Origin of the sequence: Leptolyngbya sp. NIES-2104 (assembly GCF_001485215.1) — a bacterium.
In the GTDB taxonomy this organism is placed as follows: Bacteria; Cyanobacteriota; Cyanobacteriia; order Leptolyngbyales; family Leptolyngbyaceae; genus Leptolyngbya.
This window is the reverse complement of sequence record NZ_BBWW01000001.1, coordinates 5,196,198-5,214,589: the sequence shown is the minus strand read 5'-3', so window position 1 is coordinate 5,214,589 and position 18,392 is coordinate 5,196,198. Positions and strand designations below refer to the sequence as shown.

Genomic DNA, 18,392 nt, shown 5'->3' with positions numbered 1-18,392 from the left:
TTCCATTCCGGGGCGAGATAGAAACGTGAGCGCAAAAATCATCGAATTCGCGTTAATCCTCCACCCGATACCCAAATTCCGCCAACCGTACCCGCGATTGCCTCCACTTCGGCATCACTTTCACAAACAATTCCAGATAGACCTGACCGTCGATCAATTTCTGGATTTGTTCACGGGCAGCAGTGCCGATCGATTTAATCATTCCGCCGCCTTTCCCTAACAAAATCGCTTTTTGTGAAGGACGCTCCACATTAATCGCCGCAAAGACCCGTGTGAGTTTCGGCTCTTCAACGACTTTTTCAATCTCGATCGCGACTGAATGCGGCACTTCTTCACGAGTGAGCAGCAGAATTTGTTCTCGAATCAGTTCGCCCATGATGAACCGTTCGGGCTGATCCGTGACTAAATCGGGCGGATAGTAGTACGGTCCAGGTTCTAAATTTTCGATAATCGATCGCTGCAATTCTTCCATTCCATCGCCTTTGAGGGCGGAAAATTTCGCGATCGTCCAGTCTCGTTCGGCAGCGAGTTCCCGATAGCGATCGTCAAATTGTTCATCGGTCTGTTGATCGGCTTTATTTAATCCTAGAATTACCGGGGTTTCAGTCTGGTGTAGCAACTCTGCAATATAGCGATCGCCTCCACCCAGTTCTGTCGCACAATCCACTACAAATAGAACCACATCAACCGCGTTGATCGCGCTCTGAGCATTCTTGACTAACACTTGTCCGAGTTGGTGATGCGGTTTGTGAATTCCGGGAGTGTCTACGAAAATGATTTGCGCTTCTGGAGTGGTGAGAATGCCGCGTAATCGATTACGGGTGGTTTGGGCGACCGGAGACGTAATCGCGATCTTTTGACCTACGAGGAAATTCATGATCGTAGACTTGCCGACATTCGGGCGACCGATAATGCCAACGAAGCCCGATCGAAAGTTCTCTGGAGCCGTAGGAATTGGGGTATAAATGTCTGTTTCTTCTGACATTCCTAAATCTATTCTGTAATCTTGAATACTGTTTGGCGAATCGTAATACACTCACACAGCTTATTCAGTGTATGAGATTATGGGCGAAGTCAAACGGATTGGAATTTTAACCAGCGGTGGCGATTGTGCCGGACTGAATGCGGTAATTCGAGCGGTTGTGTTTCGGGCGACTGAATACGATTGGAAAGTGCTCGGAATTTCTCGCGCTACGAATGGATTGATGGCACGACCCCCAGAGTTTACACCGCTAGAAATTGAGAAAGTCGATCGCAGTCTCACCCACGGCGGCACCTTTTTAGGAACGACCAATAAAGGTAATCCGTTTGCGTTTCCGATGCCTGATGGACAAATTCTCGATCGCTCTGAAGAAATCATCGAAGGCTATCGAATGTTAGGACTCGATGCGATGATTGGAATCGGTGGCGATGGAAGTATGGCGATTCTTCGCAAGTTAGCACAACAAGGCGGAATGAATCTCGTCACCATTCCGAAAACGATCGATAACGATGTTGACATCACAGAGCGATCGATTGGTTTTGATACCGCTGTGAACATTGCGACCGAAGCGCTCGATCGATTGCATTTCACAGCAGCGAGTCATTCACGAGTGATGATTCTCGAAGTGATGGGACGCGATGCGGGACACATTGCGATTAGTGCTGGAATTGCTGGCGGTGCAGATGTGATTTTGATTCCTGAAATTCCCTACAAGATTAGCAATCTCTGTCGCAGATTAGATGAGCGACAAGCCCAAGGCAAGAACTATTCATTGATCATTGTTTCGGAAGCAGTGAAAACTGAATCGGGGGATGCGATTAGCTGTGTTCATGCTCACGGAGAACAGCGATATGGTGGGATTGGACAATACTTAGCAGATAGTATTCATGCTTGTAATGGAGCCGAAACGCGGGTGATGGTTCTAGGGCATGTTCAGCGAGGTGGAACCCCGTCACCGCTCGATCGCTTACTCGCGTCTGTCTTCGGAGTTGCAGCAGTGGATCTGATTGCAGAAGGAAAGTTCGATCGCATGGTGGGATGGCACGATCGACGAGTGATCGATGTTCCAATTCAGAATGCAATTGCGCGGTATTGTGTGGTTGATCCAGAAAGTACACTGGTGAAAACTGCACGCGGATTAGGGATCTACTTGGGAGACTGATGACGATTATTTTGACAAACGATGATGGCATTGATGCACCCGGAATTCGTGCATTGATGCAGGCGATGAATGGAACCGGAATTTTGGTTGCTCCGAGTGGTCATTATTCCGGTTGTGGTCATCAAGTAACGACGACGCAGCCGATTCGAGTCGAGAAACGCAGCGATCGAGAATTTGCGATCGGGGGAACTCCAGCAGATTGTAGTCGGCTTGCGTTGAACTATCTTTTTCCCGATACTAAACTGGTTTTATCTGGTATTAATTCGGGTGGCAATCTGGGCGTTGATGTTTATATTTCTGGAACAGTTGCAGCCGTTCGAGAAGCAGCATTTCACCGAATTCCAGGAATTGCAATTTCGCAGTATAAGAAAGGTCGAATTCCGGTCGATTGGGATCGATCGACTCAGTTAGCTGCAAAAGTATTGCAAGAATTAATCGATCGACCTTATGAGACAGGAACTTACTGGAATGTGAATCTTCCGTATGTGGAACCAGATGCACCTGATCCTGAGATGATTTTCTGTGAGCCTTGTACACAGCCGCTACCGAGTGATTTTCGGATCGAAGGTGATGAATTTTATTACTGTGGTAAGTATGCCGCCCGCAAGCGCGATCGAGGTTCTGATGTGGATATCTGTTTATCAGGTCAGATTGCGATCACTCGGTTGAAAGTTTAGTATTTTCTGTTTCGGGAATTGCTTTTCGAGTTGCTGTAGCTGGCTTCACAACACACATCGAGAGGCACTCACCATCATGAAAAAGCTACTTTTATTTGCTGCGATCGCATCTTGTTCTGTCAGTCTCATTAGCTGTGGCAATGCTCAAACCAATGCCGCTCAAACTACAACCGCTCAAGAACCGACCCCCACAGTTGCAACGAGTAACACAGTATCTCAGCCTGATACGACTCCAACAAAGACCGAAGCGATCGCAGCTAATCCGACAAGTAATCGATCGAACAATCTTCCAGAGATTGCAACAGTCAGACAGTTAAAACTTAAGAATTCAAGCTGTACGCTGACGCTCGAAGGTGCGAATAGCCAGCGGTTTGCAACTCCGACCAGTTTAGCAACCTGCGACAATCAGAGTGCCTTTCTCAATCAGAAAGTTCGCCCCGTTTACGAGCAAGGTACGAGCGGGGTCGTGGTGACGAGTCTGGAACTGGTGAATGCGCCTACATCAGATTCACAAACGCTCACAAATGGGCAGTGGACGATTACGATCGGGAATCTAAAGGCTTGGTCTGGGGTCAATAATACGGGCAATGCAACCTATCGCGGTTGTGATGCCCAAGGGAAATGTATCAATTTAACCCAAGGTAAGACTAGTGCTCGAAATGGTGTAGTTGTGACGGCTTGGCAAAATGGCAATTACACTTACGCGGTTCAGTCTCCGATTAGCGATCGTCCAACGACTTCAGGAACGACGCTGATTGTTCGGCAAGGTGGCACCGAGGTTCTGAGAGAAACGGGATTTCAAACCGTGTCGCAGTAACGTTGAGACATATCGGGTGTGTTTAAAGCCTTCTCGCTTCGTTGTCCGTCCGCCCCGGAATGGAATTCGGGGCTAACAGAACGAAGTCTACTGAAGGGGACTAAGAGATAAATTCAGCGTCTTTAGTCGGTTTTAACGGACTTCGCACGATTAGCCCCGAATTCTATTCCGGGGCGGGAGTGAACGAAGCGAAGGATTCTAAAACACGCCTTGGAGTGAGGGCAACAGGTCTGAAAAGCTCACAGACCGCTCCAAATCAAACCCCTGCCTGTTGTCGATCGAGATTAAACAACAGTTCCAACGTTTCCATCGCTTGTCGTCGCGCCTCGATATCTTGCTGCGATCGCAGTTGTACCATCGGATCATGCAGAATCTTATTTACGATCCCTTTGGTAAGTGCTTCAATCACTTCGCGATGTCGATCGCCGAATTCAGTTCCTAATCTTGACAAGGCTTTCTCTAATTCCTGTGCCCGAATTGCTTCGACTTTATCGCGCAAACAGCTAATCGTCGAAACCGTTTCCAGCGATCGCCACCAAGCCTCAAATGATTCCACTTCTTCGTCGAGTAAAGCTTCTGCTTCCATTGCCATTTGACGACGGCTTTCTTGGTTCTGCGCGACTACCGCTTTCAAATCATCGACATTGAACGCTCGAACAGTCGGCAACTCGTTCACATCGGCTGCTACATTTCGCGGAACGGCAATATCAATTACCATCAGCGGCTGATTCGGATCAAGTACGGGTTCGAGATTCGCTCGATCGAGAATCGGCTCGGTCGAAGAAGTACTCGTAAATACAATGTCCGATTGTGCGATCGCGTCCATCATATCTGCGATCGGTAATAGTCGCAGAGGCGCATCCGGAAACAGATTCGCTAGTTCACGAGCGCGATCCATCGATCGATTCAAGATCACAATATTCGTCGCGCCTTTCGACAAGAGATGCTGTACCAACAAGCGCGACATTTTGCCCGCACCGATGATCGTCACGCGCTGATCCGAAAGCTGATCGACTTTCATCTGTGCCAATTCCACCGCAGCAGAACTAATCGACACCGCACCCGTTCCGATGCTGGTTTCGGTTCTGACTCGCTTTCCTGCACTAATGCCTTGCTTAAATAATTGATTCAAAACGCGCCCAATACCGCGATGCTGTTGTCCGAGCTTGTGACACTGTTTTACCTGCGCGAGAATCTGACCTTCACCGAGCACCAAGCTATCGAGTCCCGATGCCACTCTCATCAAGTGCATCACAGCATCCTGATGCAGCAACGTGAACAGATAAGGACGCAGACGAGAACTCGGCAATTTACTGTGTTCTGATAAAAATTGATTGACTTCGCGGATTCCCTGTTCCGTGTCAGAAGTCACGAGATAGAGTTCCAGACGATTGCAGGTGCTCAAAACGGCTACCTCTTCGATGTGCGGGTAGCTACAAAGTTGTGCGATCGCTTTATCACAAACGGGTTCAGGAATGCTCAGTTTCTCACGAACTTCGACGGGTGCAGTTTTGTGAGTTAGCCCAACAACAGCAATGTTCATATTAAAAAGCGCTCTAATAAATCAATCAAGGTGAAGGACGATGAAGAGAGAATGAAAGCCAACGCTCTCTTTCATTCTCTCTCACCTTGTTCCGGTTTTAGAGGATGTTTGAAAAGTCTTCGTCGTTGCCCTGCCCCGCCCTGAAATGGAATTTCGGGCTAATCGACGCAAGTCCATTAGAAATGAACTAAGAACTCGAAACTTGCTCTTAGTCTACTTCAGTAGACTTTCGCCCATTAGCCCGAAATTCATTTCAGGGCGAGAGCGCAACGCAGCGGAGAGACTTTCCACACTCTCTAAACATCCTAGTTAGTGCAATTGAACGATCTTCGGTTGATCAAACATGTGGATCGTGTCCACAAATCGCGCCGTCTTCGATTGGCTAGAAATAACCAAGGTTTGAGTTCTCGCGCCACCTTTGAAGAATCGGACACCGTTCATGATGTTGCCCGGAGTAATTCCTGTTCCTGCAAACAAGACGGTTTCACCGGATGCGAGTTCTTCGGCAGAGTAAACCTTGTCCGGATCGGTGATGTTCATTTCCTTGAGGCGATTGATATTCGCTTCTTTGCTTTCTCCGATGAGTCCGGTTTGTACCACTTCAGGATCGTAGATTAACTGACCCTGAAAGTGTGCGCCCAAACAGCGAAGCGCCGCCGCAGAAATCACCCCTTCAGGAGCCGCACCGATGCCCATCAGCGCGTGAATGTTGGTTCCAGCGAAACCGCAGTTAATCGCCGCGCCGACATCTCCATCGCTAATCAGTTGAACTCGTGCACCTGCTTCCCGAATTTCTTTGATCAAGTCCTTGTGTCGATCGCGTTTCATCACGACCACGACCAATTCATCGATCGAGCGATCCAAGCACTCCGATAAAATCTTCAGGTTCTCGGTTGCCGATTTATTAATATCGACTTTGCCTTTTGCAGCCGGAGGAGCCGCGAGTTTCTTCATATAGAAGTCAGGAGCCGCGAACAAGCCGCCTTTTTCGGAGATTGCCAAGACTGCCATCGATCCAGGCTGACCGTACGCGCACAGGTTCGTACCTTCACAAGGGTCAACTGCGATGTCGATTTCGATCAATTCCTCGACGTTACAGAAAGTTGCGGCATCCGGCTGTGAGCAAATTCCCACTTCTTCACCGATGTACAGCATCGGGGCATCGTCACGTTCCCCTTCTCCGATCACGATCCGACCGCGCATGTAGATTTTGTTCATGCGTTCCCGCATTGCTTCTACTGCGACTCGATCGGCTTCATTCTTGTCGCCTTTTCCCATGAGACGCGCCGAGGCGATCGCCGCCTGTTCCACGACTTCAATAATTTCTAAACCAAGCGTGTTTTCCACGAAATAAGTCCTCCAACTGCTGATTTATCGCCGTTTTCATGGGCAATCTCAGTTATCAATCCTACCAAAAGGCGGTTCTTTCCATTCGCGATCGCTGGTTTATTAAGTTTGGTCAAGCGATTTTGAGAGCGGACGCGATTTGCAGTACCTCACTCGTGAGACAGATGACTGTTTCTCTCATTCGGTAGAGCTTAGATAAGGAGCGCGAGTTGCGATCGCGCTAGCTCGTTTGTCTATGCGCTTGAAATCATGACTCAACAAGTAGAAGCCCGCAGTCTAGCGACCTCCTCTGTTCTCCAAGTGGGAACGCTGCTTCAACTTGCCGATGGTCGAGTGCAAGCTTGTGACGCTGGAGTTGAACAGCTTCTAGGATATACAGCGACGCAATTAATCGGGACGACTCCGACTGATCCGCCTTGGCAAACGATCGATGCAGCGGGTAAAACGTTTCCGCCCGAAGATTACCCGTCGAGCGTGGCGCTCAAAACCGGACAGCCGCATCAAGCCATCATGGGCTTTTATCAGCCGACGGGCGATCTAATCTGGCTTCAAGTCGAGGCGATTCCATTATTTCAGTTTGAAACACCTTATGCGGTGGTCGTTACGCTTCGTCCGGCGACGACTCAACGCCCAGAACGATCGCAGTTAATGTTAATCGAACAAAATCGACTGCTGGAATTGATTGCGTCTGGTCGATCGCTCGATGAGTGTCTGAGCGCCGTGTGTGATGCGATCGCTCGACTCAATCCCGGAATTCGTGCCTGCTTTCTGCTGACCGATGCGGAGCGCAAAAGTTTTCCGCGATCGATTACTCCGAGTTTGCCGCCTTCATTCGGAGCGGGACTGAAAGACGCTCCAATTAATGATCTGTGTATTGGCACTTGTGGAGAAGCCGTTTATCGAGGACAGCCGATCGCGTGTACGGATGTGCAACACGATGAACGCTGGTCGGAAGAATGGCGACAGTTATGTATCGCTCATGGAATTTTGGCGTGTCATTCTGAGCCTGTCATGGGGATTGATCAGTTACCGCTTGGATCGTTGATGCTGTGTTTTGATCAAGCACGAATGCCGAGCGACTGGGAACATCAGGTAGCGGCATTTGGCGCTCAGGTTGCCAGTATTGTGTTTGAGCGCGATCGCGTTTTTGCGAAAAATCAGCAAACTCAAGAAAAACTCCAGCGCACCAATCACACTTTGAGTACTCTGATTGATGCGTCTCCGTTACCGATCGTGGTGATTGAACCTGATAATTGTGTGAAGCTTTGGAATCCTGCCGCAGAAAAGGTTTTTGGATGGACAGCCGCAGAAGTGCTAGGTCAACCGATTCCGATCGTTCCACCCGATCGACTCGAAGAATGTCAGAAAATTAGAGCCGCAGTAGTTCGGGGAGAAACATTTTTCGGCGTTGAAACTTATCGATCGAAGCAGGATAGCGCGATCGTGAATGTGAGCGTTTCCGCCGCTCCACTGTATGACAATCAAGGCACTGTCCAGGACATTATGGTGATTTATCAGGATGTCACCGATCGCCAACGAGCAGAAGCCGCAATTCGTCAAAGTGAGGCGCGATATCGCGCCTTGACCGAACTCTCACCGCAAATTGTCTACGTTAGCAATCCCAACGGCTTGATCGAGTATTGCAATCAGTGGGGACTCGATTTTACAGGTCGATCGCTAGAACAATTGCAGGGATATGGGTGGGCGGATTTAATTCATCCCAATTATCGCGATCGCACTTATACGGCTTGGATGGATTCGTTGCAGAATCACAATAAATATGAACTCGAAGTGCCGTACCTTCGAGCCGATGGAGAGTATCGCTGGTTATACACGTGCGCTTCTCCGGTTCGTAATGAGAGTGGTGCGATCGACTATTGGATCGGGATAGCGCTTGATGTTCACGATCGCAAAGAAGCAGAACTCGCGGTTTGTCGTCAAGAAGCTGAATTCCGATTGTTGGCAGAATCGTTGCCACAAATCGTTTGGGTCACAGATGCTGATGGAAAAACAAGCTATGTCAATCAGCAATGGATCGAATTTTCGGGGCTGACTCTAGAAGAAAATGCGACTCCAGGAATTCAGCAATCGGTAATTCATCCCGACGATCGAGCACGTGTGTATGAGGAATGGACGATCGCGTTTCAGCAGCGATCGACTTACCGCGTTGAAGCTCGAATGCGAAATCATCAAACTGGAGACTATCATTGGTTTCTAATTCGGGCTGAACCGTTCAAAGACGAAGCAGGAAACATTCTCCGCTGGTTTGGCACTTCGACCGATATCACCGAAACCAAGCGACGTGAGCAGCATACGGTGTTCTTAGCTGAAATCAGTCAAGAGTTGACGATCGAACGCAGCGAATCCGAGATGATGCAAGTGTTGAGCGAAAAAATTGGTCAATTCTTTGCTGTGTCCAATTGTGCGTTTGCCAAGTTTGATTCGAGTATTGATGTTGCAGTCATCTATCACGATTGGCGTAGAGATCAAGCGGCAGCAAGTTTAGTGGGAGAATATCCCGTGGAAGAATTCGCCGCCCTTGAACTTTGGGAACGCATGATCGATAGTCATCCTGTTGTAATTGATGATGTCGTGAGCGATCCTCGGACGGCTCCGTTTGCAGAACAATATCAAGCGATCAATGTTCGTGCATTTCTGAATGCTCCCTTTGTCAGCGATGATGGTATTCAGTTCGCGATCGTGCTGCATCATGATCAGCCGTATCAATGGCGAACCGATGAGATTGAACTATTACAACAGTTAACCACGCGAATCTGGGCGTATCTAGAACGCGATCGGGCTGTGCAAAAACTCCGAGCCGTCGAAGCTCGATTACAAGATACCTTGGCGAGTATTCGCGAGGATTTTGTCATGTTCGATTTTGACTGGAACGTGAGTTACCTTAATGCTCAAGCAGCCCTAAGCCTGAGACAACCCTATGAGAAAATCATCGGGAGAAACTTCTGGGAGCTTTTCCCGGACTTAGTTGAAACAGAATTTTGGCATCAAGTCCAACGAGCGATGCGCGATCGCGTTGCGGTTCAGTTCCAGTACTATTATCCAACTTGGAATTGTTGGTTTGAAAATCGCATTTATCCGACCGCTGAAGGAGTCGTCAATCTTTGTACTGATATCACAGAGCGCAAGCAGATCGAGGAAGCACTAGAACAAAGAACGGCGATTTTAGAGCTAATCAATCAAGCGACACCGATCTTAGTGTTTATGAAAGATCGGCAAGGACGCTATGTCTATGCGAATCCTGCCGCGCTCGATGTTCTTGGTAAATCTGCTGTTGAAGTAATAGGGCACTCTGATCAAGAACTGTTTTCAGCAGACATTGATCCAATTATGGAAACCGATCAGCGCATTCTGACTTCTGGCAAAATGGAAGCGATCGAAGAAACGGTCGGAGTTCGCACTTTTCTCAGCATCAAAGCACCACAGCGCAACGAAGTAGGCGACATCATTGGATTGATTGGCGTTTCAACGGATATTAGCGATCGAGTTGAACTAGAGCGCGATCGCGAACAAGTGTTACAGCGAGAACAAGCCGCACGAGAAGCCGCCGAACAAGCGAACCGGATGAAAGATGAATTTCTCGCGGTACTATCTCACGAACTGCGATCGCCGCTCAATCCAATCCTCGGTTGGACAAAGATTCTCAGAACGGGCAACCTCAGCCCAGAGCGATCGGCTCATGCGCTAGAAACGATCGAGCGCAATGCTCAACTGCAATCTGAACTCGTCGAAGATCTGTTAGATGTTGCCCGCATTTTGCAAGGAAAACTCAGTCTAACGGCTCGATCGGTGAATGTCGTCATGATGATTCGATCCGCGATCGAGACGGTTCGACTCGCTGCCGAGAGTAAACAGATAGCACTTGATGTGCAGTTATCCGAAGTGGGAGAAGTATCGGGTGATGCCACTCGCCTTCAGCAAATCGTGTGGAATCTGCTCTCCAATGCTGTGAAATTTACCCCTCAAGGCGGGCGCGTCACTGTTCGGCTTGAATCTGTAAACAATCAAGCCCAAATCACAATCACCGATACCGGAAAGGGCATTTCTCCGAACTTTCTTCCGCATGTATTTGAATACTTCCGGCAAGAAGATGGAGCTACGACCCGTAAATTTGGTGGCTTAGGATTGGGACTTGCGATCGTACGCCATTTAGTCGAACTCCACGGTGGTACAGTCAGCGCAACCAGCGACGGTGAAGGACTCGGAGCCACTTTCACGGTGATGCTCCCGCTCATCAATGTTCAATCTAGAATCAGTGAATCAATCGATCAAACAGATCCGAATGATCTCAACGGACTGCAATTGTTGATCGTCGATGATGAACAGGATTCGCGTGAATTTATTGCATTTGTTTTGGAGCAAGCAGGGGCACAAGTCACAATGGCAGGATCGGGATCTGAAGCCTTTTCTCAATTGATGCGATCGCGCTTTGATGTGCTCGTCAGCGATATTGGAATGCCCAATATGGATGGCTATATGTTGATTCAGCAAATCCGCAATCAAGGCAGAACCGTAAACGCGATCGCTTTAACTGCTTATGCGGGAGATTTCAACCAACAACGAGCACTCCAAGCCGGATTTCAAGCACATTTAGCCAAACCGATCGATCCTGATCGTTTAATTCAAGAAGTGGCGAAATTTCGCGATCGACTATGATCCTTTTTGATTTTGCGATCGAAATCGTCCTTCGATAAAATCCCGCTGCTTCAGATGTTTCGTTTTCCGCCCGGTGACTCGTTCACGCCACATTCTGAAGCTCGATTCTTTCATCTCTCGCCGCATCAGTGCGATCGTTTGTTGTTCATCGAGTCCGAATTGAAGTTCGATCGCTTCAAACGGAGTCCGATCTTCCCAAGCCATTTCGAGAATTCTATCGATCGTTTCACTATCTAACTCTGGTAGTTTCATTGTTTCTACTCCCGATTCAATCTCTGTCTTAGAGTGCGAATTGCTGCACTGGTTGAGCGCTCAGACGCGATCTGAACGCATTCTGCAACAACCTCAAATATTGGCATCTCTGGGAAAAAGCGACTTCGTTCTTGAGGGATATAAGCATCATTCTCTAAGCCATAAATCCGAAGCTGTTTTTTCTTAAACATCCACACTTCTGGTACTTTGAACGGTAGATAGTCATCCGCGCTACTGTAGCTAGTAACATCCATCTCAATCACTAGATCAAATGGCGGATCAACTTGCCAATCAATCCGCTCTTTACCAGACGAGATCTGCCAATTGTCGATGTAAAAACAGATGTCTGGTTCAATTCCATACGCTTCTGGCAAGGTCATGGTGACAGGTGTGTAAGCATTGTATTCCTGTCCTAAATGATCCAGAATTGTTTTTACGATATCGCCTAGTAGACTTACGCCTTGTCCGTGAATCGGGAGCGGTGACATCAATAGAATCTCTCCATCTCGATACTTCATTCGAGGGATCGATCCGTCTCCTCGTTGCTCACTCAAAGTGATGTAATCTTGCCAAGTTCCCAGAAGCCGCATCACTGCACCAGGTGGAAGTTCAATTCGATCGCGTGAGACGAGTGCAAACATCTCCTTATCGCTCCATTGCTTCAATCGATTTCGGAATCGCTGCTGTAAGAATTTCGTTTCCAGTTTCAGTCACTAACACATCATCTTCGATCCGAATACCAATTCCACGCCAGCGCTCCGGCACTTGAGGCTGTCCTTCTAAAGGTTCAAAGTCCGATCGAATATAAATTCCCGGTTCAACCGTAATCACTTGCCCCGGTTGGAAGTTCAACCAAGTTTCACCAATCTTCCGCGCTCCCGCATCATGAACATCCAAACCGAGCCAATGTCCAGTTCCGTGCATAAAGAAAGCTTTGTACTTCTCTTCTTTGATAATTTCCTCGATATCTCCTTGCAGCAAACCCAGCTCCATCAATCCTTCTGTAATCACTCGCACTGCTGTGTCGTGAAACTGATTCCAAGGATTTCCAGCTTTGATTTGCTCGATCGCGCTCAATTGCGCTTTCAACACCAATTCATACAAAATCCGCTGCTCCTCAGTAAACTTATCACCCACTGGATAAGTCCGAGTGATGTCTGAGTTGTAATAGTTATAGGAACATCCTGCATCAATCAGCAACAGTTCACCGTCTTGCATTTGTCGATCGTTTTCCGTGTAGTGCAGAATGCAAGAATTGTGCCCCGAAGCCACGATCGACGGATAAGCAATTCCTTGACCCCCTCGCAGCCTGAATAAATGCTCCATTTGCGCCTGAATTTCATATTCATACAGTCCAGGCTTGCGAATCTCTAGCGCGAGATTGTGAGCTTCTGCCGCAATTTCCACGGCTTTTCGCATCTCAGAGAGTTCGTATTCGCTCTTCACAACCCGCATTGGATGAAGCGTGAAACTGGGATCTTCGATCGCGCTTGGTCCTACTCCATTCCGGTCATACAGAGCGATGAAACGCTGCCACAGTCTGAGAATTCGGTTATTAAATCCCTGATCGCGTCCAAAGTGATAGTAAAGCCGTTCTGCTTTGGTCACATACTGCGCGAGTTTCTCATCCAATTCTGTAATCGGATAAGCAACATCGGCTCCATACTTTTCTTTTGCCGCCTCGACTCCGATCCGATACCCAGTCCAAGTTTCTTTCAAGCGATCCTTCGGCTGCACGAACAGAATGTATTTATGCTCTTCATGCCAAGGCGCAAAGACCGCGACTGCATCCGCTTCATTAAATCCTGTAAGGTAGAAAAAATCGCTATCTTGGCGAAAATTGTACTCTACATCATTGTGCATCACGGCAAGCGGCGCACTGCGGAAAATTGCAGTTCCGTTGCCGATTTTGGACAGAAAGCGATCGCGGCGTTGCTTAAATTCGGAATGGAGCATGAATCTAAAACGTAAAGGATAAACATGCTCTATTCTATGCTCATATCACAGATGGCTACAGATTCTCGTAAACCTCGTCATCGTTACGTTTACCCACTCGAAAGACTTCAATCGTGTCGTCTGTGATTTCGTAAATGATTCGGTATTCCCCTTGGTCAACACGATACAAACCCTCTTGCCCTTTGAGCAGCTTGCAGTCTTGCGGTCTTGGCTCAATTTGAAGTGAAAATATTTTCGTCGTGATTTGTTTGAACTGTTTTGCGGGTAGTTTGTACAAGAACTTTTCAGCAGACTTCGATAGCCGAATCGCAAACCGTTCAGCCATGCTTGAGTTCCTCGATCGAGAACGCTGTGCCATGCAGGTCGTTGTAGTGCTGCACCACTTCTTCTAAGCTGACAAACGGTTCATTCTCTGCTTTAATGCGATTCACTTCAGCAATTTCTTTTGCATCTTCCAACGCTTCTAGACGCTTTAAATCTTCGTAGCTAACGATCGCTCCAACCGCCTGCCCGGATTGTTCAATGACAATTCTCTCTTTATCTCGTTCGACGCGAGAAATTAGCTCAGAGAATTGGGCTTGTGCCTGTTCTGCCTCAACTTTAGTCATGATTAAAGTTCCAACGATCGTTCTTCAATTGTACGTGCGATCGCATTTTCTTCCAGTGCAAATCTTCGTGATTTTAGTACACCTGATTCAAGCTGCACTAAGATAGAACAATTGCTTTAGGCTGGGTTATGGATCTAGAGAAGCCATTAGGGTCAGTGATTCAAGGATCTCTGAGCCAAGGATTAGAAGTTCGACTGCATCCGGATGTGTCGGTCGAAGAAATGCGAGTCGGAAAATTCTTAGTCGTGCAGGGAACGCGATCGCGCTTTTTCTGTATGCTGACCGATGTTTCTCTCGGAACTTCCAGCCAGCGCATCATCGCTAATCCCCCAGAGCCAACGAATTTATTTTTGCAAGAAGTGATTGCAGGTAGCGGAACCTACGGCACGATCGAGCTTTCTCCGATGCTGATGTTCACTCCAACGGATCAGCCTGTTAAGAAGAAAACTTCCTCAAAGCTGGCATCGTTTGAAGCGAATTCGAGTGAAGGAATCGAGCTTTTACCCGTCAAAACGATTCCCAGCCACTTCAGCCAAGTGTATGACGCGAGTGAGCGAGATTTCCGCGCCGTATTCGGTTGGGAAGATGATCCGCACCGACGCAATTTCGCGATCGGACAACCGATCGATATGGAGGTGCCGATTTGTTTAGATCTCGATCGCTTTGTCGAACGCAGTAACGGCGTATTCGGCAAATCTGGTACTGGAAAATCCTTTCTCACCCGATTGTTACTCGCAGGCATTGTTCGCAAACAAGCTGCGGTAAATCTCATCTTCGATATGCACTCAGAATACGGCTGGGAAGCAACCCGCGAAGGTAAACAGTTCAGCACTGTAAAAGGCTTGCGACAATTGTTTCCTGGACAGGTGCAAATCTTCACGCTCGATCCAGATTCTACCAAGCGTCGCGGCGTTCGGGATGCTCAAGAACTCTATGTTAGCTATGATCAAATTGATGTTGAAGATCTAATGCTAGTCCGTGGAGAGCTAAATCTATCTGAAGCTGCACTAGAAAACGCGATTATTCTCCGCAACGAATTCGGCAAAGCTTGGATCAATCGTCTTCTCACAATGAGCAATGGTGAAATCCAAGAGTTTTGCGAAACGAAGATGGGTAGTAAGTCCTCAATCATGGCACTTCAGCGGAAATTAAACCGCTTAGATGAGCTAAAGTACATTCGGAATAGCTGCCCACATAACTATGTCAGCCAGATCCTTGAATGTATCGAGAGCGGAAAGCACGTCGTGATCGAATTCGGCTCACAGTCGAATCTACTATCGTATATGTTGGCGACCAACATTATTGCTCGACGAATTCACCAAGCTTATGTCCGAAAAGCTGAGCGATTTTTGCAAACGAAAGAAATTAGCGATCGACCCACACAGTTAGTAATCACGATCGAAGAAGCCCACCGATTCCTCGATCCATCGACTGTGGGACAAACTATTTTTGGCACGATCGCCCGTGAGATGCGAAAGTACTTTGTTACGCTGCTAGTCGTCGATCAGCGTCCCTCTGGCATTGATAACGAAGTCATGTCACAGATTGGAACCCGCATCACAGCACTACTGAATGATGAGAAAGATATTGATGCAATTTTTACGGGAGTATCTGGAGGGCAAAGTTTGCGATCGGTACTTGCCAAACTCGACTCCAAACAACAAGCATTAATCCTCGGTCATGCGGTTCCGATGCCTGTCGTCGTTCGGACTCGCCCCTATGATGAAACGTTTTACAGCGAGATCGGAGACACAGCTTGGGAAGAACTCCCTGACGTGGAAGTATTTCGAGCGGCTGAGGCTGCCAAGGCTGATTTAGGATTCTAGCTGCGATCGTAGCTGTTGAATTTGTTCGATCGTGAGCAATCGTCTGCTTTAGATCGAGCGTATCATGAGAAAAAGCGCGATCGAAAAATATGAGCATCACACTCACACCAGAACAAGAAAGCCTCGTGCAGTCTCTTCTAGAAACAGGTCAATTCAGCACATCTGAAGAAGTCATCCAGGTTGCGCTGCGATTGCTGAAGAAAGCCCAACAGGAGGAGCAAGCATGGATTGAGGAAACACAGGCAAAAATCGATGAAGGTTTTGCTGCACTTGAACGTGGAGAGACTCTGGATGGAGAAACTTTTGTGAATCAACTTCTGGAGAGACTTGAGCAGAGATGCGATCGATGATGAGTCGTTGTGATGCGATCGAGCCGTAAACTTGTTCGAGCATGAGCAACTGAAACGCCTGCACACTGCTTTTAGAAAACCCGCCTAGTCGGATGATAAGTGGCTGTCGGTAATGGGCAAATTAACAGAGATACTAAATCGCTGTTAATTTATGCCGCATCCCCACGCCTTGGCAATACATCGAATTTGCAATGAACGTGGTATTAACACGCTCATACATTTCACACGCATTCAAAACTTACGAAGCATTTTGCAGCAAGGATTGCTTGGTCGGTATTTACTTGAACAGCTTCCAGTGGAGCATCAGCCAGTTTTTAATGATTCTAAACGTTTGGATGGGTGTAGACAAGCTATTTGCTTGAGCATCAGCTTTCCAAACTATAGAATGTTTTACAAGTACAATCACAACAATCCTTCTAATTGGGTTGTTCTGTTACTAAAAGCATCTGTTCTATGGGAATTAGATTGTGCATTCTGCGTTGAAAATGCAGCATCTACTAGAATTTCAAATTCGTTGATAGAAACAAGAAAGCAAGCTCAGTCCTTGTTGCAGATGTTTTCGGATTATGAACGGATTCAACGTCAAGATTTGCACATACCAATCAATTATCCAACACATCCTCAATCTGAAGTCCTGGTTTTAGAGGCAATACCTACACACTACCTATCAGCGGTTCACTTTTATAATGAATTCGTTGGAAGGCAATGGCTCACCACGAATATCGGAATCCTAAGCGAACCTTATCTCCGCAATTCAGATTCCCAATTTTTTTACTCTAGTCAACAGTACTTCAAACCTAGACAAGATTGGAGAACTTGGCAATCACACTACGCAAATGTAGGAAGTTCTCAGGCTGATACTTCTGTCCCTAACGAAATTTCTTTTTAACTGACTATGGCAAGACGACCTATCTTTATTCCTGATCTCAACGGCTTTCCATTTGTCAAGAAAGCTACAATCGACTTCCAGTGGCATTCTGGATTGTCAAAGCTTCAAGCCCAAAAGTCGATTGCTGCTTTACACGAAGCCGCAGCAAAGGAAGGAATATCACCGATTTTAGAAATATCGTCAAAATCAGTAGATGAAGTAGGCGTTTCTTTAAGTGCCTTCAATCTAGTCTTGGTGAAGAAAAATGCACGACTCACCGTAGAGTGCGCTTATCAAGGTAGCAAAATTTTCAGAAATGGTGGACCTTATCAAGATTTATACTCTTGTTCCAGTAGAGAAGCTAAAACTGATGAGAGATTGCGTAACTCAGGAGATTTCATAGGTTACAGGTTCTTTGATGACGAGTTTCCGTCTAATCCAATCACTTCTTTTTACGATTGGCTGTACTTAACTGCACTCTCATGTAACTCTACGTTAGCTGAACAATTATTCAAGTATCAAGGCTTTTCTGATATCGCATTCAATCCTCAAAAATCTTTCAATTGTCAAGCCAGAGCAGCGGCTTTGTTCGTTTCGCTACATCATTGCGGAGAAATAGAACGTGCCCTGAAGGACAGGAAGTATTATTTAAGCTTGGTAAGTGCCTTACAACTTGAGTTACCTTTTTCATAACTTCATGTCTAAAAGTTTAAACTATGTTTAGCGTGACGGGAAGCGTAAGGATTTACGTTATGAGCTTTAACGACGTAGTGGAAAAGATTAAAAATCTGTCGTTTGAGGAGAAACAAGAGGTTCAAAGGCTACTGATTCACTACTTACGAGAAGAGCGACGTGATGAGATGTACAACAATTACCAACAAAGCCGACTTGAAGAGCAGAACGGTAAATTAAGTTTTACTTCAGCCGTCAGTCAGCTAAAGCAACTCATTCTTTGATCGCTCGACCGTCCTCTAAAAAATGTCGATCGAGGGCTGAATGATCTACACTCAAATAGGGTAAAATGCAACCCCGACCCTATTCACTCATTGGAGGACATTGCCGCTTGTCTAAACAAGACCTGATCGAAATGGAAGGAACCGTCGTCGATTCGCTGCCCAACGCAATGTTTCGGGTAGACCTCGACAACGGCTTCAACGTACTCGCACACATCTCCGGCAAAATTCGGCGCAACTATATCAAGATCCTTCCCGGCGATCGCGTCAAAGTCGAACTCACCCCCTACGACCTGACCAAAGGACGCATCACCTACCGTCTCAAAAACAAAGGCGGTCGTTAGCCTTGCATCAAAAGAACCCTTTGACAAGTGTTA

The 18,392-nt window shown here is 47.2% G+C and carries 19 protein-coding genes; 11 read left to right on the top strand and 8 right to left on the bottom strand.

Features of this window, described 5'->3' with window-relative positions:
• Window positions 1-52: 52 nt before the first annotated feature.
• Window positions 53-985 carry a GTPase Era gene (gene era, locus NIES2104_RS24995; RefSeq protein WP_059000934.1) on the bottom strand — a complete coding sequence of 311 codons (933 nt, stop codon included), beginning with the start codon at window positions 983-985 and terminating at the stop codon, window positions 53-55.
• Window positions 986-1,064: 79 nt separating this feature from the next.
• Between era and NIES2104_RS24990 the strand changes: the two genes are divergently transcribed.
• From NIES2104_RS24990 to NIES2104_RS24980, 3 genes are all read left to right on the top strand, one after another.
• Window positions 1,065-2,144 carry an ATP-dependent 6-phosphofructokinase gene (locus tag NIES2104_RS24990; protein WP_059000932.1) on the top strand — a complete coding sequence of 360 codons (1,080 nt, stop codon included), beginning with the start codon at window positions 1,065-1,067 and terminating at the stop codon, window positions 2,142-2,144.
• On the top strand, window positions 2,144-2,821 hold the full coding sequence (surE, locus tag NIES2104_RS24985) for a 5'/3'-nucleotidase SurE (RefSeq protein ID WP_059000930.1): 678 nt from the start codon (window positions 2,144-2,146) through the stop codon (window positions 2,819-2,821). The genes NIES2104_RS24990 and surE overlap by 1 nt, the downstream gene beginning before the upstream one ends.
• A 76-nt stretch (window positions 2,822-2,897) precedes the next feature.
• Window positions 2,898-3,638 (top strand): hypothetical protein, encoded by a 741-nt coding sequence (locus tag NIES2104_RS24980; protein WP_059000929.1) that lies wholly within the window; start codon window positions 2,898-2,900, stop codon window positions 3,636-3,638.
• A gap of 256 nt (window positions 3,639-3,894) precedes the next feature.
• On the opposite strand, the gene NIES2104_RS24975 is transcribed toward NIES2104_RS24980, so the two are convergent.
• Complete coding sequence (locus NIES2104_RS24975) at window positions 3,895-5,181, bottom strand: glutamyl-tRNA reductase (protein ID WP_059000928.1); 1,287 nt, start codon at window positions 5,179-5,181, stop codon at window positions 3,895-3,897.
• Window positions 5,182-5,490: 309 nt separating this feature from the next.
• A complete protein-coding gene (gene glpX, locus NIES2104_RS24970; RefSeq protein WP_059000927.1) occupies window positions 5,491-6,528 on the bottom strand; it encodes a class II fructose-bisphosphatase in 1,038 nt (345 codons plus the stop codon).
• Window positions 6,529-6,566: 38 nt separating this feature from the next.
• On the opposite strand from glpX, the gene NIES2104_RS31965 reads away from it, so the two are divergent.
• Together NIES2104_RS31965 and NIES2104_RS24965 are read left to right on the top strand one after the other, a co-directional pair.
• Window positions 6,567-6,716, top strand: a complete 150-nt coding sequence (locus NIES2104_RS31965; protein ID WP_156427041.1) for a hypothetical protein — start codon at window positions 6,567-6,569, stop codon at window positions 6,714-6,716.
• Between the two features lie 61 nt (window positions 6,717-6,777).
• The gene (locus NIES2104_RS24965) at window positions 6,778-11,202 is read left to right on the top strand and encodes a PAS domain S-box protein (RefSeq protein WP_059000926.1); all 4,425 of its coding nucleotides are present in this window, start codon (window positions 6,778-6,780) and stop codon (window positions 11,200-11,202) included.
• Here the strand turns inward: NIES2104_RS24965 and NIES2104_RS24960 are convergent.
• Genes NIES2104_RS24960 through NIES2104_RS24940 form a run of 5 tightly spaced genes read right to left on the bottom strand, consistent with a single transcriptional unit; the run spans window position 11,197 to window position 14,018 of the window.
• Window positions 11,197-11,454, bottom strand: coding sequence for a TIGR03643 family protein (locus NIES2104_RS24960; RefSeq protein ID WP_059000925.1), 258 nt, complete (start codon window positions 11,452-11,454; stop codon window positions 11,197-11,199). The two genes, NIES2104_RS24965 and NIES2104_RS24960, sit on opposite strands and share 6 nt — an antisense overlap.
• A 5-nt stretch (window positions 11,455-11,459) precedes the next feature.
• Window positions 11,460-12,095 carry a Uma2 family endonuclease gene (locus tag NIES2104_RS24955; protein ID WP_059000924.1) on the bottom strand — a complete coding sequence of 212 codons (636 nt, stop codon included), beginning with the start codon at window positions 12,093-12,095 and terminating at the stop codon, window positions 11,460-11,462.
• Window positions 12,096-12,099: 4 nt separating this feature from the next.
• Window positions 12,100-13,410, bottom strand: coding sequence for an aminopeptidase P N-terminal domain-containing protein (locus NIES2104_RS24950; RefSeq protein WP_059000923.1), 1,311 nt, complete (start codon window positions 13,408-13,410; stop codon window positions 12,100-12,102).
• Window positions 13,411-13,465: 55 nt separating this feature from the next.
• Entirely contained in the window at window positions 13,466-13,735 is a 270-nt protein-coding gene (locus NIES2104_RS24945; protein ID WP_059000922.1) for a type II toxin-antitoxin system RelE/ParE family toxin, read from the bottom strand.
• On the bottom strand, window positions 13,728-14,018 hold the full coding sequence (locus NIES2104_RS24940; RefSeq protein WP_059000921.1) for a type II toxin-antitoxin system Phd/YefM family antitoxin: 291 nt from the start codon (window positions 14,016-14,018) through the stop codon (window positions 13,728-13,730). Before NIES2104_RS24940 ends, NIES2104_RS24945 begins: the two co-directional genes overlap by 8 nt.
• 128 nt (window positions 14,019-14,146) lie before the next feature.
• Between NIES2104_RS24940 and NIES2104_RS24935 the strand changes: the two genes are divergently transcribed.
• The 6 genes from NIES2104_RS24935 to infA all read left to right on the top strand — a co-directional run bounded on the left by NIES2104_RS24935 (window position 14,147) and on the right by infA (window position 18,359).
• Entirely contained in the window at window positions 14,147-15,844 is a 1,698-nt protein-coding gene (locus NIES2104_RS24935) for an ATP-binding protein (RefSeq protein ID WP_059000920.1), read from the top strand.
• A gap of 89 nt (window positions 15,845-15,933) precedes the next feature.
• Complete coding sequence (locus NIES2104_RS24930; RefSeq protein ID WP_059000919.1) at window positions 15,934-16,194, top strand: type II toxin-antitoxin system ParD family antitoxin; 261 nt, start codon at window positions 15,934-15,936, stop codon at window positions 16,192-16,194.
• 151 nt (window positions 16,195-16,345) lie between these two features.
• A complete protein-coding gene (locus NIES2104_RS24925) occupies window positions 16,346-17,083 on the top strand; it encodes a DarT ssDNA thymidine ADP-ribosyltransferase family protein (protein ID WP_072218130.1) in 738 nt (245 codons plus the stop codon).
• A 6-nt stretch (window positions 17,084-17,089) separates the two neighbouring features.
• On the top strand, window positions 17,090-17,755 hold the full coding sequence (locus tag NIES2104_RS24920) for a hypothetical protein (protein WP_059000917.1): 666 nt from the start codon (window positions 17,090-17,092) through the stop codon (window positions 17,753-17,755).
• A 59-nt stretch (window positions 17,756-17,814) separates the two neighbouring features.
• Window positions 17,815-18,018 carry a hypothetical protein gene (locus tag NIES2104_RS24915; RefSeq protein ID WP_059000916.1) on the top strand — a complete coding sequence of 68 codons (204 nt, stop codon included), beginning with the start codon at window positions 17,815-17,817 and terminating at the stop codon, window positions 18,016-18,018.
• A gap of 107 nt (window positions 18,019-18,125) precedes the next feature.
• Window positions 18,126-18,359, top strand: coding sequence for a translation initiation factor IF-1 (gene infA, locus NIES2104_RS24910; protein ID WP_059002063.1), 234 nt, complete (start codon window positions 18,126-18,128; stop codon window positions 18,357-18,359).
• Window positions 18,360-18,392: the final 33 nt, after the last annotated feature.

Bases quoted from the DNA above. Each gene is read 5' to 3' on its own strand.
- NIES2104_RS24960 (WP_059000925.1), bottom strand. From the start codon at position 11,454: ATGAAACTACCAGAGTTAGATAGTGAAACGATCGATAGAATTCTCGAA.
- NIES2104_RS24920 (WP_059000917.1), top strand. From the start codon at position 17,090: ATGGCAAGACGACCTATCTTTATTCCTGATCTCAACGGCTTTCCATTT.
- NIES2104_RS24980 (WP_059000929.1), top strand. From the start codon at position 2,898: ATGAAAAAGCTACTTTTATTTGCTGCGATCGCATCTTGTTCTGTCAGT.
- NIES2104_RS24965 (WP_059000926.1), top strand. From the start codon at position 6,778: ATGACTCAACAAGTAGAAGCCCGCAGTCTAGCGACCTCCTCTGTTCTC.
- NIES2104_RS24940 (WP_059000921.1), bottom strand. From the start codon at position 14,018: ATGACTAAAGTTGAGGCAGAACAGGCACAAGCCCAATTCTCTGAGCTA.
- NIES2104_RS31965 (WP_156427041.1), top strand. From the start codon at position 6,567: ATGGGCAATCTCAGTTATCAATCCTACCAAAAGGCGGTTCTTTCCATT.
- NIES2104_RS24925 (WP_072218130.1), top strand. From the start codon at position 16,346: ATGCCGCATCCCCACGCCTTGGCAATACATCGAATTTGCAATGAACGT.
- NIES2104_RS24915 (WP_059000916.1), top strand. From the start codon at position 17,815: ATGAGCTTTAACGACGTAGTGGAAAAGATTAAAAATCTGTCGTTTGAG.
- NIES2104_RS24935 (WP_059000920.1), top strand. From the start codon at position 14,147: ATGGATCTAGAGAAGCCATTAGGGTCAGTGATTCAAGGATCTCTGAGC.
- NIES2104_RS24990 (WP_059000932.1), top strand. From the start codon at position 1,065: ATGGGCGAAGTCAAACGGATTGGAATTTTAACCAGCGGTGGCGATTGT.
- NIES2104_RS24945 (WP_059000922.1), bottom strand. From the start codon at position 13,735: ATGGCTGAACGGTTTGCGATTCGGCTATCGAAGTCTGCTGAAAAGTTC.
- NIES2104_RS24955 (WP_059000924.1), bottom strand. From the start codon at position 12,095: ATGTTTGCACTCGTCTCACGCGATCGAATTGAACTTCCACCTGGTGCA.
- NIES2104_RS24930 (WP_059000919.1), top strand. From the start codon at position 15,934: ATGAGCATCACACTCACACCAGAACAAGAAAGCCTCGTGCAGTCTCTT.
- surE (WP_059000930.1), top strand. From the start codon at position 2,144: ATGACGATTATTTTGACAAACGATGATGGCATTGATGCACCCGGAATT.
- era (WP_059000934.1), bottom strand. From the start codon at position 985: ATGTCAGAAGAAACAGACATTTATACCCCAATTCCTACGGCTCCAGAG.
- NIES2104_RS24950 (WP_059000923.1), bottom strand. From the start codon at position 13,410: ATGCTCCATTCCGAATTTAAGCAACGCCGCGATCGCTTTCTGTCCAAA.
- NIES2104_RS24975 (WP_059000928.1), bottom strand. From the start codon at position 5,181: ATGAACATTGCTGTTGTTGGGCTAACTCACAAAACTGCACCCGTCGAA.